15 protein-coding genes are annotated in these 15,213 nt (G+C 63.3%); all 15 read right to left on the reverse strand.

Features of this window, described 5'->3' with window-relative positions; translation table 11 throughout:
• Positions 1 to 228: 228 nt before the first annotated feature.
• On the reverse strand, positions 229 to 1,293 hold the full coding sequence (locus ACFW0B_RS10905) for a phosphotransferase family protein (protein ID WP_449147944.1): 1,065 nt from the start codon (positions 1,291 to 1,293) through the stop codon (positions 229 to 231).
• Positions 1,294 to 1,319: 26 nt separating this feature from the next.
• Complete coding sequence (locus ACFW0B_RS10910; protein ID WP_449147946.1) at positions 1,320 to 2,612, reverse strand: acyl-CoA dehydrogenase family protein; 1,293 nt, start codon at positions 2,610 to 2,612, stop codon at positions 1,320 to 1,322.
• 25 nt (positions 2,613 to 2,637) lie between these two features.
• On the reverse strand, positions 2,638 to 3,408 hold the full coding sequence (locus ACFW0B_RS10915; protein WP_449147948.1) for an SDR family NAD(P)-dependent oxidoreductase: 771 nt from the start codon (positions 3,406 to 3,408) through the stop codon (positions 2,638 to 2,640).
• Between the two features lie 77 nt (positions 3,409 to 3,485).
• Positions 3,486 to 4,247, reverse strand: coding sequence for an SDR family oxidoreductase (locus tag ACFW0B_RS10920; protein ID WP_449147950.1), 762 nt, complete (start codon positions 4,245 to 4,247; stop codon positions 3,486 to 3,488).
• A gap of 53 nt (positions 4,248 to 4,300) precedes the next feature.
• Positions 4,301 to 5,107 carry an enoyl-CoA hydratase-related protein gene (locus ACFW0B_RS10925; protein ID WP_449147952.1) on the reverse strand — a complete coding sequence of 269 codons (807 nt, stop codon included), beginning with the start codon at positions 5,105 to 5,107 and terminating at the stop codon, positions 4,301 to 4,303.
• A gap of 50 nt (positions 5,108 to 5,157) precedes the next feature.
• Positions 5,158 to 6,078 carry an enoyl-CoA hydratase gene (locus ACFW0B_RS10930; protein ID WP_449147954.1) on the reverse strand — a complete coding sequence of 307 codons (921 nt, stop codon included), beginning with the start codon at positions 6,076 to 6,078 and terminating at the stop codon, positions 5,158 to 5,160.
• 33 nt (positions 6,079 to 6,111) lie between these two features.
• Positions 6,112 to 7,665 (reverse strand): long-chain-fatty-acid--CoA ligase, encoded by a 1,554-nt coding sequence (locus ACFW0B_RS10935; RefSeq protein WP_449147956.1) that lies wholly within the window; start codon positions 7,663 to 7,665, stop codon positions 6,112 to 6,114.
• Positions 7,666 to 7,730: 65 nt separating this feature from the next.
• Positions 7,731 to 8,879 (reverse strand): acyl-CoA dehydrogenase family protein, encoded by a 1,149-nt coding sequence (locus ACFW0B_RS10940; RefSeq protein ID WP_449147958.1) that lies wholly within the window; start codon positions 8,877 to 8,879, stop codon positions 7,731 to 7,733.
• Between the two features lie 17 nt (positions 8,880 to 8,896).
• Positions 8,897 to 9,727: an SDR family NAD(P)-dependent oxidoreductase gene (locus ACFW0B_RS10945; protein ID WP_449147960.1), complete on the reverse strand. Its 831-nt coding sequence runs from the start codon at positions 9,725 to 9,727 to the stop codon at positions 8,897 to 8,899.
• A 108-nt stretch (positions 9,728 to 9,835) separates the two neighbouring features.
• Positions 9,836 to 11,404 (reverse strand): long-chain-fatty-acid--CoA ligase, encoded by a 1,569-nt coding sequence (locus tag ACFW0B_RS10950; RefSeq protein ID WP_449147962.1) that lies wholly within the window; start codon positions 11,402 to 11,404, stop codon positions 9,836 to 9,838.
• Positions 11,405 to 11,450: 46 nt separating this feature from the next.
• A complete protein-coding gene (locus ACFW0B_RS10955) occupies positions 11,451 to 12,062 on the reverse strand; it encodes a DUF2889 domain-containing protein (RefSeq protein ID WP_449147964.1) in 612 nt (203 codons plus the stop codon).
• Positions 12,063 to 12,148: 86 nt separating this feature from the next.
• Positions 12,149 to 13,294, reverse strand: a complete 1,146-nt coding sequence (locus tag ACFW0B_RS10960; protein WP_449148040.1) for an acyl-CoA dehydrogenase family protein — start codon at positions 13,292 to 13,294, stop codon at positions 12,149 to 12,151.
• Between the two features lie 136 nt (positions 13,295 to 13,430).
• Positions 13,431 to 14,261 (reverse strand): SDR family NAD(P)-dependent oxidoreductase, encoded by an 831-nt coding sequence (locus ACFW0B_RS10965; protein ID WP_449147966.1) that lies wholly within the window; start codon positions 14,259 to 14,261, stop codon positions 13,431 to 13,433.
• Positions 14,262 to 14,299: 38 nt separating this feature from the next.
• Positions 14,300 to 14,719 carry a MaoC family dehydratase gene (locus tag ACFW0B_RS10970; RefSeq protein ID WP_449147968.1) on the reverse strand — a complete coding sequence of 140 codons (420 nt, stop codon included), beginning with the start codon at positions 14,717 to 14,719 and terminating at the stop codon, positions 14,300 to 14,302.
• 10 nt (positions 14,720 to 14,729) lie between these two features.
• Positions 14,730 to 15,167, reverse strand: a complete 438-nt coding sequence (locus tag ACFW0B_RS10975; protein ID WP_449147970.1) for a MaoC family dehydratase N-terminal domain-containing protein — start codon at positions 15,165 to 15,167, stop codon at positions 14,730 to 14,732.
• Between the last annotated feature and the right edge of the window lie 46 nt (positions 15,168 to 15,213).

Genomic DNA, 15,213 nt, shown 5'->3' on the forward strand with positions numbered 1-15,213 from the left:
TGAAAAAGGCTCAAGCACCTAAGTGCTTGAGCCTCTTCAGAAATATGGTCGGGACGGAGTGATTCGAACACTCGACCCCGTGCCCCCATGCCGGTGGCCGACCTCGTAACCCACTGATTTCACAAGCATAATCTAGGGCGCTCGCTGCAACCGATGTCCTACGCTACCTGACCGTTTTCAACGATTTCCCGCAAAAGTCCCTGACCGGGATGGCACGTCCTGCTGCCATTAGGGACGACCGGCGATCCACTGCCCGGCGCGCTCGAACAGCTTTTGCGCAGCAGCGTGCAGTTGCTCCCCAACCGCTCGAGGAGCCTTACCGGCGCACGCACGGGCATGGGTACCTTCCAGAACTATGCCCAGTTTGTAGCAGGCCAGCACGGTGTACCAGTGCACATTGTCCAGGTCTCGTTGGCTGCCCTTGGCGTACTGGGCTACCAACTCATCGGCCCTGGGGAAGCCCTCCCAGGGTTGGGGTGCTGCCGGTCCAGCGGATACACCATTGGCGTCCGGCCAGGTAGCCAGCATCCAACCCAGATCGAGCAACGGGTCGCCCGCCGTGGTCATTTCCCAGTCGACGACCGCGGCCAGCGAGGGGCCATCCTTGCGGAACATGACATTGGCCAGATGGTAGTCGCCATGCATCAGTCCCGGCAGGAACGACTTCGGCCGCTTCTCCTCCAGCCAGCGGCCAATACCCGCCACATCGCCCAGCGCTGCCGTACCGGTCCACCCGGCATACTCGACGTAACCGTCCAACTGCGCCTTCCAACGCGGTACCTGACGCTCGAGGAAGCCATCGGGCCTGCCCAGATCGGCTAGACCCACACCCTTCAGATCCACCCGCCCCAAGGCCGCCGCGCCATCCGCCAATGCCAGACCCATGGCGTGCCGGATGGCAGGATCGCTGGCGTGCAGTTCCGGCATCTCGGCGCAGGCGTTGAAGCCCTCGACCGGCTCCATGAGGTAGAAGGCCGAGCCCAGAACCTCAACGCTTTCACAGCCAGCGATAAAACCGGCGTGCGGCACCTCGGTGTCCTTGAGGGCCGCAAGCACCCGCATCTCGCGGCGCATGGTGCTGTTGCCATCGACCCGCGGATGCAGCGGCGGGCGGCGCAACACGAAGTCGCGCCCGCCACGCTGAAAACGCAACAGCAGATTCTGGGTGCCGCCGGCCAGCGACTGCGCACCGACGATGGGGCCCTCACCCAGCCCCTGCTCATCCATCCAGCCGATCAGCCGTTCAATGTCCACTAGTGCCTGCCAGCGCAGGCCGTTTGCAAGATCACTCATCACTCATCCCTCTTGCGTCGGATAGGTCACAGCACTGCCTGCAAGTCTTCGAGGGAATCGCCGTACAGGCCGAGAGCTCTTTCGCGCTGACGCGGCAGGTGATAGGACGGGAACAGGTCGGTTGTCGGTTGATAGCCGGCGAGCACCTCGCGCGCTACGGTGACCTTATGTACTTCGGTCGGGCCGTCGGCGAGGCCGAGGAAGAAAGAGTTGATTACGCTGTGCGCGAACGGCATCTCGTTGGAGACCCCGATCGAGCCATGCAGGTGCAGGGCACGCGCGGCGATGTCATGAAGAACCTTGGGCATCATCGCCTTGACTGCGGCAATATCCTTGCGCACCCGCTTGTAGTCCTGGTGCTTGTCGATCAGCCAGGCGGTGCGCAGGACCAGCAGGCGGAACTGCTCCAGTTCGATCCAGCTGTCGGCGATCTTCTCCTGCACCAGTTGCTTCTTCGCCAGCCGCTCGCCCTTGGTCACCCGCGACAGTACGCGCTCGCAAGTCATATCGAGGATTGCCTTGCATTCACCGATGGTGCGCATCGCATGGTGGATGCGGCCGCCCCCCAGGCGGGTCTGGGCGACGACGAAGGCCTGTCCTTCGCCACCAAGGATGTGGTCGGCCGGCACGCGCACGTTCGTGTAGCGGAGATAGCCATGGGTGGCCACCTTCTCCGAGGCGAAGCCGACGTCGCGGATGATTTCGAGTCCAGGCGTGCCGGCTGGAACGATGAACATCGACTGGGCGGAAATCAGCGGAGCATCCGGATTGGTGACCGCCATGACGATGAAGAAATCGGCGAAGCTGGCGTTCGAGGAGAACCATTTCTCGCCGTTGATCACCCACTCGTTACCGTCACGTACCGCAGTGGTGGTGAACACCTGGGGATCAGCGCCACCCTGCGGCTCGGTCATCGAGAAGCAGGAAACGATCTCGCCGGCCAGCAATGGCTCGAGCCAGCGCTTCTTCTGCTCGGGGGTGCCGAAGTGGGCGAGAATTTCGGCGTTGCCACTGTCCGGTGCCTGGCAGCCAAAGACTACCGGAGCGAAATCGGAACGACCGAGAATCTCGTTCATCAGGCCCAGCTTCACCTGGCCGAAGCCCTGTCCGCCCAGTTCAGGCCCCAGATGGCAGGCCCACAGGCCACGCGCCTTGACCTCCTGCTGTAACGGCCGTACCAGGCGAATGTTGGCCGGATTCTTCACGTCGTAGGCGCAATCCAGCACATGGTCGAGCGGCTCGACACGGGTACGGACGAATTCATCGATCCAGTCGAGTTGCGCCTGGAATTCGGCATCGGTTTCAAAAGACCAGCTCATCGATAGTTCTCCGGAAAAATTGGGATCAGGCCAGAGTCAGGCCGCCGTCGACGATCAGGGTCTGTCCGACGACGTAGGAAGCCAGGGGCGAAGCGAGGAAGACGACGGCGCCCGCCATTTCCTCGGGAAGACCTGTACGGCCGAGCGGGATACGGTCAAGCACCCCGGCGAGCCGCGCCGGGACCTCGGTGGTGACCTTGGTCAGCTTGGTCTCGACCAACCCGGGAGCGATGCCATTAACGCGGATGCCCTCGCCAGCCCAGGCCTCGCCCAGGCTGGCGGTCAGGCCGACGACAGCATGCTTGGAAGCTGAATAGGCCGGATTGCCGCGTGCGGAACGGAAACCGGTGGTGGAGCTGAGGGTTACCAGCGCACCCCGGCTCTCGCGCAGCATCGGCTGGAACTTCAGCGCACAGGCCATCTGGCTGGCCAGGTTGACCTGCACCACCTTGTCGAAGCCGTCCATGGCGAACTCGGCACGCTTGTAGAGGACGATGCCCTGGGCCAGCACCAGCACGTCGAGACGCTCGAAGGCTGGATGTGCGGAATCGATGGAAGCCTGGGTGGACACATCGACCTGCGCATAATGCAGGCCCTCCAGGTCTGAGCCTTCTTCCGGGCTGTAGTCGCTGGCCGCGGCGCGGGTGCCCCAGACATGCACCTCCGCGCCGAGGCGGCGGAACGTCTGGGCGATGCCGTTGCCGATGCCGCTGGAGCCACCGACCACCAGAACGGTCTTGCCGTTGAAGTCGAGGGCGTTGGTGAAGCTCGGAAGAACGGAAGACGAAATTGTCATGGTTCGAATGATCTCTTCAGATGCGGGGAGCGCTGGCTCCCCTGCGGGTTTCGCCGATATGCGGGTTGCCACATCCGTCAGGAGGCGGTGATTCCGCCATCCACTGCAAGCGCCTGGCCCGTGGTGAAGCTGGCTCCATCGCTGCAGAGGAACAGCACGGTGGCGGCGATCTCTTCGGGACGTCCCAACCTGCCAAGCGGATGCATGGCCGCCCACCGCTCAGGCAATTGCGGGTCGTTCCCGGCCACCTGCTGGTACATGGGCGTTTCGATCACCCCAGGACATACGGCATTCACCCGGATGCCCTTCTTCGCGTATTCGACCGCGGCCGAACGGGTCAGGCCGATCACCGCGTGCTTGGAAGCCGAATAGATGCCCATCTTCCCGACGCCCTTCAGGCCGGCGATCGACGCGGTATTGACGATGGCACCACCACCCTGGGCGAGCATCAGCTGAAGCTGGTACTTCATGCACAGCCAGACGCCCTTGACGTTGGCATCCATGATGAAGTCGAAGTCAGCCTCGCTGCTGTCGGCCATGCGTCCCTTCTCGCGCTCGACACCGGCATTGTTCAGGGCGTAATCGAGGCGCCCGTACTGGGCCACCGTCCGTTCCAGCAGCGACTTCACTTCGGCTTCGACTGCGACGTTGCAGCGAATGAAGATCGCCTCGCCTCCCGCCTGGCGGATCAGTTTCACCGTCTCTTCGCCCCCTTCGACGTTGAGATCACTGACCGCCACCTTGAGGCCTTGCGCCGCGAACGCCTGGGCAGTCGCTCGCCCGATGCCGCCAGCCGCACCCGTGACCAGAGCGACCTTGCCGGAAAATGTCATGACCATACATTGCTCCTGTAGGCGGCACCCGGGCCGCCGTTTTTGTGGTAACCCGAAAATCAACCGCGCCCGGAGAACGCCGGTTCGCGCTTGTCGAAAAACGCCTGGACGCCTTCCTCGAAGCTCGGCAAGTCCAGCAGCTCGCGCTGGCGCTCCGCTTCGTAGGCGAGCTGGCTGGAAAGATCGTTGCGACTGGCTGCATCGAATGCCCGGCGCGCCTCGATCACTCCGTTGGCCGGCAGTCGGGACAGTTGCCGGGCGATCTTCATCGCCTCCGCAGGCAATGCGTCGTCATCGACACAGGCATGCAGCATTCCCCAGTCCCTGGCCTGTTCCGCCGACCAGCGTTCGCCGGCGAGGGACAGCGCCAGCGCTCGCGCCGCACCCAGGGTGCGCTGCAGGAACCAGGTGGCACCGAGATCGGGAATCAGGCCGAGCTTCGTCACGAAGGGCAGGTAGAAATAGGCCGAGCGCGCGGCGACGATGACATCGCCCGCCAGGGCAATTCCCACCGCGCCACCGGCCACACCGCCGTTCAGCGCAACCAGCACCGGCACCGGCATTTCGCGCAATTCGCGAGTCACCCGATTGAACACCTGATGCATCATCCGGCCGACGTTCTCTCCGCGACTGAGTCCCAGATCGTTCGCCTGAGTGAGAGCGCCGAGATCAGCTCCGGCGCTGAACAGTCTGCCGCTGCCTATCAGCAGCAAGGCACGCACCGTCTTGTCGCGACGTGCCTCCGCAAGCGCGGCGAGTACTTCGTTGAGCATCGTTTCGTTGAGCGCATTGAGGGTCTGTGGCTGGTTCAGCGTAATGACCGCAACCGCACCGTCCCGGGCATAGGTGATCGCCTGGAAATTCATGATCGATTCCTCGATGGTCTGCTTGTCGTGGTTCTCGGTTGGTTGACCGGTCAGGCCCTGGCCACGCCCTTGTCATTGGCATTCGGCTTCGCGGCGGTGCTGCCCGCTGCCGCTGCGGCGCTGGTCATGCGCGGCGCCCCGGATGGATCGACCAGCATGCCGAAGCGCATCAGGTTGTGGCTGTGGCAGACCTGGTGCAGGGCGAAGGCGGTCTGCATGGCGGAGACCCGGCCCTGAGCGTCCTGCGCGGCATTCAGCGCCTCCTTGGTCAGCTTCAGGGCGAACATCGGCTTCTGCGCGATGTTCATCGCCAGCGCCAGGGTGAAATCCTCCAGCTGCTCCTTCGCCACCACGTGGTTGACCATGCCCATGCGCCAGGCATCCCGGGCAGTGAGCCAGCCGGAAGTGAAGAGGAATTCCTTGGCCTGGCGCAGCCCCATCTCCCATGGATGAACGAAGTACTCCGCGCCACAGATGCCCATGGCGACGGTGTTGTCCATGAACAGGGCATCTTCGGCAGCGACGATCAGGTCGCACGGCCACACCAGCATCAGGCCGCCGGCGATGCACTTGCCCTGCACCTGGGCGATGGTAGGCTTGGCGATGTTGCGCCAGCGCTCGGACAACCCGATATAGATCTCCTTCTCACGGGTCATCTGCGCTTCAGTGCCGGAAGTACAGCAACCGAAGCCACACCAGGTGCCAACCGTCTGAAACTCGGCCATGTTCTCGATAGCGTTTTCCTCGGTGATGTCATGCCCGGCCGAGAAATGCTCACCCTTGGCAGCGAGGATGATCACCTTCACCTCGTCGTCGCCATTGGCTTGATCGAAGGCGGCATTCAGCTCGTAGAGCAGGCGTGTGTCCTGGGCGTTGCGCTTGTCCACGCGGTCGAGGCTGATACGCGCAACATGAGGCGCCGGCTTTTCGTAAGCGATGCTCTGGAAATCGGTGGAAGGAATCTGATTCATGGTTTTTCCTCGGTGTTGCTCAAGGGGTTCGACTCAGGCGACGCCACGTTTCTGGTTTGCCCAGAACGGTTTGCGCAATTCGGTTTTCAGCACCTTGCCAACACCGGACAGTGGCAGCGCATCGCGAAACTCGAGGCTGCGCGGCACCTTGTAGCCGGCGATGCATTCACGGCAGTGGGTGACGATCTCGTCCTGGGTGGCGCTCGCGCCGGGCTTGAGGACGATCACCGCGTGCACCGTCTCCCCCCACCTGTCACTGGGGATGCCGATCACCGCGCTCTGCGCCACCGCCGGGTGGCTGGCGATGGCGTTCTCGACCTCGGCGGAATAGATGTTCTCGCCGCCGCTGATGATCATGTCCTTCAGTCGGTCGCAGACGTAGACGAAGCCCTCCTCATCCATGTAGCCGCCGTCGCCGGTGTGCATCCAGCCGTCGCGCAGTACTTCGACGGTGGCCTCCAGCCTGTTCCAATAGCCGAGCATTACGTTTGGCCCACGCACAACGATCTCGCCCAGCGAGCCACGCGGCACCTCGCGATCCTCGCTGTCGACGATGCGCACCTCGACGCATGCTCCAGGCCGTCCGGCCGAGTACATCTTGCTGCCGACGTGATGCTCAGCCGGCAGGGTCGTGGCGAGCGGCGCCAGCTCTGTCATGCCGTAGCCCTGGAAGAACTCGGCCGAAGGGAAGGCCTGGCGGGCACGTTCGAGCAATGCAGCGGTGATCGGCGAGGCGCCGTAGCAAATCATCGACAGCGAGCTCAGATCGAGCGCAGCTGCTTGCGGGTGACCGTCGCGCCAGTCCAGCAGCATCTGAATCATGGTCGGCGCCAGTAGCGTCTGGGTGACACGCTCCCGGGCAATGGTTTCCAGCACCGTCTGCGGCACGAAGGACGGCAGGACGATGTGCGAGCCGCCGCTGAAAAACAGGCCGTTCATGGCCCAGTAGTCGGCCAGGTGGAACATCGGCATTGCGTGCAGAAAACGCTCTCCGTCACCGAACACACCCTTGGTCACGGAGGCCATTGCCGAGAAAGCAACGTTGTTGTGACTGAGCATCACGCCCTTCGGGAAACCCGTGGTGCCGCCGGTGTAGAAGATCCCGAGTAGCGAATCACCACCGCGCCGCACATCCTCCACCGGTTGCGCATCGGCAAGCAGCGTCTCGTACGAGAGCATGCCTTGCGGGGTATCGCCGTCGCCGGCATATATCAGCGTGCGCACGCTTTTCGATTCGGCGGCCGCCCTGGCGCCGAGTTCCTTGAAGGCGTCGTCGACGATCAGCACGCTCGTGCCCGAATCGTCCAGCGAATAGACGATTTCCGCCGCACTCCAGCGGGTGTTCACCGGGTTGAGCACCGCGTCGGCCCAGGGAGCGGCCAGGTAGTACTCGATATAGCGCTGCGAGTTGAGCGAAAGCATCGCCACGCGGTCGCCGCTGGTTACGCCCAGTTTTTTCAGCGCACCGGCCAGACGGGCGACGCGCTCGCCGAACTGGGCGAAGCCGATGTTGCATCCCTGGTAATGAATTGCCCGCTCATTGGGGCGCTGCTGCATGTGTCGGTGCAGCCCCTGGGTGATGTACATGCGATAGCTCCATTCTTGTTTTTGTCGAGCCGTGGGCGGCCGAGGTCGCCACGGGTGCCCCCGGTTCAGAGAGAGCGGCCGACCAGTTCGCGCTGGATCTCGTTGGCGCCGCCGTAGATGCGCTGCACGCGGGCATCCGCCCACATGCGGGCGATGGGGTATTCGTTCATGTAGCCGTAGCCACCGAAGAACTGCAGGCAACGGTCCAGCACTTCACTCTGGCGTTCGGTGAGCCAGAACTTGCACAGCGAGGCGAGCGTCGAGTCGAGACGGCCGTCGCCCCATTGCTGGACCATGTGGTCGCAAAGGGTCCGCGAGGCCAGCACCGTGGCCTTCACATCGGCCAGTACGAAGCGGGTGTTCTGGAAGTCCAGCACTGGCTTGCCGAATACCTTGCGCTCGCGGGTGTACTCCAGGGTCAGCTCCAGGGCGCGCTCCATCGAGGCCAGGGCCACCAAGGCGATCTGCGCACGCTCGTAGGGCAGTTGCTTCATCATCGTGTAGAAGCCCTTCCCCTCCTCGCCGCCAAGCAGGCAATCGGCGGGAACCTCGACGTCATCAAAGTACATCTCGGAGGTATCGGCCGCGGCCTGGCCGATCTTTTCCAGGCACTTTCCACGCTTGAAGCCGGGAGTACGGGTATCGACGATGAACAGCGAGATGCCCCTGGAGCCCTTGGCTTCCAGGTCGGTCTTGGCGACCACCAGCACGACATCGCTGGTCTGGCCGTTACTGATGAAGGTCTTGGCACCATTGATGACGTACCTGTCACCGCGCCGCTGCGCACGGGTGCGGATGGCCTGCAGATCGGAGCCGGTGCCCGGCTCGGTCATCGCCAGCGAGCAAATGACCTCGCCGGAGGCGATCCTGGGCAGCCAGGTGCGCTTCTGCTCTTCGGTTCCATCGGCCAACAGGTAATGGCCAACAATGTGGTTCATCATGATTCCGGCGCCGCTGACGGTACCCCGGAACAATTCCAGGTTCGCCACCGCCACATGGGCCGCGGTGCCGTCGCAGCCACCGTACTCGGCGGGTATGTCCGGCAGGATCATCCCCATCTCGCCCATCGCCCGCCAGGCATCGCGGCTGACATGATGTTGCTCGCGCCACTGCTCTTCCTGCGGCGCCAGGGTCTGGACGACGAAGCGGCGCACGCTGTCGGCGAATTGCTCGACTTCTTCGGTCATCCATGAGGGGGAGTAATTGCTCTGCATGACGATCGCTCCCCCTCTCATACGTTGCCGTAACCGCCGCTGCAGACCAGCGTCTGCCCGGAAACATAGTCGGACTCGGGAGCGCACAGCAGATACACCGCGCCTGCTGCTTCTTCGGCACTGCCGCCGCGGCCCAGCGGGATTAACGCCGTGAGAGCGTCGATTTCGCCATTTCTCAGGCCTGTCGGCAGCTCGCGGCCGTCGACCATTACCGTGCCGCGTTGGGCACCGGCTTCGATGCGCGTCAGGCGAGTGTCGATGACTCCGAAAGCAACGGCGTTGACGTTGACCTTCAGGCGGCCCCATTCCTTGGCCAGGGTTTTGGTCATGCCAAGCAGACCTGCCTTGGCCGACGAGTAGCAGACCTGTCCCGGCCCACCACCGGCGAGGATGGACGAGATGTTCACCACTTTGCGCAACACTTCACGGCCTTCGGCAGCTTCCTTCTTCGCCGCAGCGCTGATAATCGGCTGGGCGGCGCGCAGGATGCGGAATGGCGCCGTCATGTGGCAGTCGAGCATGGCGTACCACTGCTCGTCGGTGGCCTTCTGGATCACCGCCCCCCAGCCGTAGCCGGCGTTGTTCACGATGATGTCGATTCCGCCAAAATGCTCGACCGCGATGTTCACGAAACGCTCGGCAAAATCCTCCGCCGTAACGCTGCCGATGCAGGCGATTGCCTCGCCACCGGCCGCGCGGATTTCCGCCAGAACCTCCTCGACTGGGGCCGCGTCCAGATCGTTGAGCACCACACGGGCGCCCTCGGCGGCCAGCTTCAGGGCCACGCAACGGCCGATCCCACGACCCGCTCCGGTTATCAGTGCGGTCTTGCCTTGCAGGTTTTTCATCTCGCAACTCCTGAGCGCCGATGCAAATCTTGCCCGCCGCACCTCTGTCGCGAGGCACGGGGCGGTTGTTGGGGATGATGTGGGGCGGCTTGCGGCCAGCCCGGTTGGTCAGGCGACGCCGCGTATGCGGTTTTCCCAGAAAGGCTTGCGCAGTTCGGTTTTCAGCACCTTGCCGACGCTGGAAAGCGGCAGGCTGTCGCGGAACTCCAGGCTGCGCGGGCACTTGTAGCCGGCGATGCGCTCGCGGCAGTGGGCGACGATCTCTTCCTGGGTGGCACTCGCGCCAGGCTTGAGGACGATCACTGCGTGCACCGTTTCGCCCCACTTGTCGCTGGGGATGCCGATCACCGCGCTCTGCACCACCGCCGGATGGCTGGCGATAGCGTTCTCGACCTCGGCGGAATAGATGTTCTCGCCGCCACTGACGATCATGTCCTTGATGCGGTCGCAGACGTAGATGAAACCATCCTCGTCCATGTAACCGCCGTCACCGGTATGCATCCAGCCGCCGCGCAACGATTCGGCGGTCGCTTCCGGCTTGTTCCAGTAGCCGAGCATCACGTTCGGCCCCTTGACCACGATCTCACCCGCGACTCCACGCGGCACCTCGCGGTCCTCGCTGTCGACGATGCGCACCTCGACGCAGCTGACCGGCTGCCCGGCCGAGTACATCTTGCCGCTGAGCTGATGCTCCGGGCAGTGGTATTGCGCACCGAGGACCGCCACGGCGGGGGCGAGTTCGGTCATGCCGTAGCCCTGGACCAGCTCGGCGGTCGGAATGGTCCGGCGGACCCGGTCGAGCAGCGCCGGGGAAATGGGCGATGCGCCGTAGCTGATCTCGCGCACGGAACTCAGGTCGAGTTCCGCCGCAGCCGGATTGGTGTCGCGGCAATCCAGCAGCATCTGGATCATGGTCGGCGCCAGCAGCGTATCGGTGACCCCTTCCTGGCTGATCAGCAGCAGCGCTTCCAGCGGATTGAAGGTCGGCAACACCAGATGCATACCGCCACTGATGAACAATACGTTCATCGCCGCCAGGTCGGCCAAGTGGAACATCGGCATGGCATGCAGGTAGACGGTATGCGAACCGTAGTCCAGCCCGGCCAGAAGGGCCAGGCTAGAAAAAGCGATATTGCGGTGGCTGAGCATCACCCCTTTCGGGAAGCCCGTGGTGCCGCCGGTATAGAAGATGCCCAGCAGCGAGTCGCCGCCGCGCCGCGCATCTTCGACTGGCTGATGGTCGGCGATCAGCGTTTCGTAATTGAGCATGCCTGGCGGCGTCTCGCCGTCGCCGGCATAGATCAGTGTACGGATGGTTCGGGATTTCTCGGCAATCTGGCCAGCCAGCGCCTTGAAGGTTTCGTCGACGATCAGCACGGAGGTTGCCGAATCGTCCAGGGAATAGACGATCTCCTCCACGCTCCAGCGAATGTTCACGGGATTGAGCACCGCATCGGCCCAGGGAATCGCCAGGTAGTACTCGATATAGCGCTGCGAATTGATCGACAACATCGCCACGCGTTCACCGCTGACCACGCCGAGCGTCTTCAGCGCGCCAGCCAGGCGGGCGACGCGATCGCCGAGTTGGGCGAAGGTGACCGAATGGCCCTGACAGCGAATGGCTGTCGCCTTAGGACGCTGTTGCAGTTGACGGTGCAACCCTTGAGTGAAGTACATGAGAAAACTCCGATCTTGTTCTTGTGGGAGTGCTGTCAGTCCGGGCTCACCGGGGCTGGCTGTCATCCGGGGCAGCGGTCATCGCCCCTCCCCGCCATTCGCCCCAGCGCTGCTGTAGTCGCCGGGCTGGCTCGCCATCGGTGCGATAGCCGTGGCAGCTGCCGATCACGAAGGGCGTGGGCGGCTCGTAGCTGGCATCGGACTCGACCCTCTGCCGTTGCGCTTCGACCCACATGTGCATGGTGCTCTGGTACAGCGTGGTAGCCATCGGCCCGAGCAGTTCGGTGAGGTGCGTACAGCCTTTATCGCCACCCAGGCGCTCAGCGACTACGTTCCTGAATCCAGGCCCGACCTTTACTCCCTCCAGCGCCGCATAGGCCGTGGTGATGCCAGCGCAATAGGGCGTCGGCGCCGCGTCGGTGAAGGCGGAGAGGTTGCGGATGACGAAATCGCTGTCGACTGTCATCACCACCCGCATCCGGTGAAACGGATCACCCGCAGGAATGGTTCGGTAGACGTCTTCCACGTCGTGCGGTTTGGTGTCCAACAGGCGACCTTCGATATCGATCAGGCCATCGTCGCGCAGGTATCCGCTGCAGCTGACCTGGCGGGTATGCAGCAAGCGTCGGTCGGACGGCTTCGACTGTGGTTCTTTCATCGCGGCTGCCTCTGAATCCAGTTTAGCGACTCTCGCCCTGGAGTCGGGGGAGCCCTGCCGAATGCAGGCTCCCCCGGCTCGTACGCTTACAGTGAGCGGCTGACCAGCTCGCGCTGGATTTCGTTGGTGCCGGCATAGATGCGCTGCACGCGCGCATCAGCCCACATCCTGGCGATGGGGTACTCGTTCATGTAGCCGTAGCCGCCAAAGAACTGCAGGCAGGTATCGGTCACTTCACTGGCGCGCTCGGTCAGCCAGAACTTGCCCATGGAGGCCAGGGTGGAGTCCATCCTGCCCGCGATCCATTGCTGAATGAGGTGATCGCAGAAGGTGCGGCCGGCCAGCACGGTGGCCTTGACCTCGGCCAGCTTGAAGCGGGTGTTCTGGAAGTCCAGCACCGGCTTGCCGAACACCTTGCGTTCCCTGGTGTACTCCACCGTCAGCTTCAGCGCTCGCTCCATCTGGGCCGCGGCGCCCATGGCGATCTGCGCGCGCTCGTAGGGCAACTGCTTCATGAGGGTATAGAAACCCTGGCCTTCCACGCCGCCGAGCAGGCAGTCGGCCGGTACCTCAACGTCATCGAAGTACATTTCCGACGTGTCCGAGGACGGCATGCCGACCTTGTCCAGTACCTTGCCACGACGGAAGCCCGGTAGCCGCGTGTCGACCAGGAAGATCGATATGCCCTTGGAACCCGCATTCGGATCGGTCTTGGCGACCACGGCCACCATGTCGCTCAGCTGGCCGTTGGTGATGAAGGTCTTGGCGCCGTTGATGACGTACTTGTCGCCCTTCTTCACCGCGCGGGTGCGTACGGCCTGCAGGTCGGAACCGGTGCCCGGCTCGGTCATGGCGACGGAGCAGATGCATTCGCCGGAAGCGATCTTCGGCAGCCAGTATTTTTTCTGCTCTTCGGTACCGTCATCGAGGATGTAGTGGCCGACGATATGGTTGATACCCAGGCAAAGACCGCTAACGCCGGCATAGGCAAGTTCATTGATGACCGCCGCCAGATGCGCCGGGGTGCCGCCCGAACCGCCGTACTCGACGTCCACGTCGGGCAGGATCATGCCCATCTCGCCGCAGGCCAGCCAGGATTCGCGATCAGCCTGGTGCTGCTCGCGCCACTTGTCTTCGCGGGGAGCCAGGGTGTCGGTGACGAAACGACGGACGCTATCGGCGAATGCCTCGACTTCAGAGTCCATCCAGGGGGAGCGGTAGTTTTCCAACATCGCCAATACCTCGAAATTCTTGTTGTTGCCCAGCACCTGAGTCGGGCTTGGCATCTTTGCGCAGGAGGGAGCTTTGCCCGCGAAGCTTTTGCACCGCGGCATTCCCGGGCATGGCTGGCTCCTGCGTGTCGCCTTCTTAGAGAGAGCCGATGCCGCCGCCGCAGACGATGGTCTGGGCGGAAACATAGTCGGACTCCGGCAGGCACAGCATGACGACTGAACCAGCAGCTTCCTTCGGCGTACCCGGACGGCCCAGCGGGATGGTCATGCTGGCGGCGTCGATCATCGACTGCTGCACGCCGACCTTGATTTCGCGACCTTCGATATTGACGGTCTTGCTGTCTTCACCGGCCAGCGCCTGGGTCAGGCGGGTCTGGATGAAACCGAAAGCGACGGCGTTGACGCAGACCTTCATGCGGCCCCATTCCTTCGCCAGGGTCTTGGTCATGCCCAGGATGCCGGCCTTGGCCGAGGAGTAATTGGCCTGGCCCGCGTTGCCGTTAGCAGCGACGGAGGAAATGTTCACCACCTTGCGGAAGACCTCGCGGCCTTCGGCCTTCTCGGCCTTGGCAGCGGCACTGATGATCGGCTGGGCAGCGCGCAGGATGCGGAACGGTGCAGTCAGGTGGCAGTCGATGATGGCGTACCACTGCTCGTCCGACATCTTCTGGATCACGTTGTCCCAGGTGTAACCGGCGTTGTTGACGATGATGTCGATGCCACCATAGTTCTGCACGGCGGTCTGCACGAAACGATCAGCGAAGTCGACAGCGGTCACGCTGCCCACGCAGGCGACGGCTTCACCGCCGGCGTTGCGGATCTCGGCAACCACCTCCTCAGCCGGAGCTGCGTCCAGGTCGTTGACCACTACCTTGGCGCCGTAACCAGCCAGCTGCAGGGCCACTTCACGGCCAATGCCACGTCCGGATCCGGTGACCAGGGCGACTTTACCTTCTAGCTTTCTCATCTTGCTTATCCTTCGATTCTTGTTGGTTGTAATGGGATTCAGGCCAGGGCGACCACGGCTTCACCGGCGATCTTTTCTTCACCGTGCTGGTTGCCGCAGCGAATCTGCAGGCGCACTCGCTTCTCGCCGTCCGCTTCGAACTTATCGACGACCCTGCCGGTGCAGGTCGGGACGTGGCCCAGCTGGGTGATGCCGGTGAAGCGCATCGACAGGCGGCGCACTTGTTTCTGCGGAACCCAGTTGGTCAGCAGGCGGGCGAGGTAGGCAGCGGAGAGCATGCCGTGGGCGAATACGTCGGGCATGCGCGCCTTGCGGGCGAAATCGATGTCGATGTGGATCGGGTTGTGGTCACCCGAAGCGCCGCAGTACAGGGCCAGGGTGGTGCGATTGATCGGGTCCAGTTTCAGCAGCGGAATCTCGTCGCCAACCTGGATGTCGGAGAATTGAACGTTGCTCATCAGGGGCTCCTCAGCGCTGCACGAGGGACGAACGGATGTCGGCGATGTGCTCGCCATCCTGGTTGGTCACGCGGGTGTTCTGCACCACGAACTGCAGGGCGCCGCCCTTCTTCTCGTAGATGTCCGCGATGGTGGTGTCGAAACTCAGTACGTCACCGGCAACTGCAGGCTTGTGGTAGATGAATTCCTGCTCGGCGTGCAGGATGCGGCCAAGGTCCCAGCCCAGCAGATCGAGGAACTCGCCGAGGTCCCGCCCCTCGCCTTGCAGGCAGAACAGGAAGGTCGGTGGTACCGGCAGCGACTTGTAGCCGGCGGCCCTTGCGGCAGCTTCGTCGGTGTAGACCGGATCGGTCTCGCCGATGGCCTTGGCGAAGAAACGCAGGCGACCCTTCTCCACTTCGGCGTGGGTTACGCCGAGGGAGCGGCCGATCAGACTCTTGTCTGCCATTTCACTTCTCTCCTATCAGAATGCGTCAAGGTGCGCGCCCGAGGGA

Origin of the sequence: Metapseudomonas phytobenefica, assembly GCF_043392685.1 — a bacterium.
In the GTDB taxonomy this organism is placed as follows: domain Bacteria; phylum Pseudomonadota; class Gammaproteobacteria; order Pseudomonadales; family Pseudomonadaceae; genus Metapseudomonas.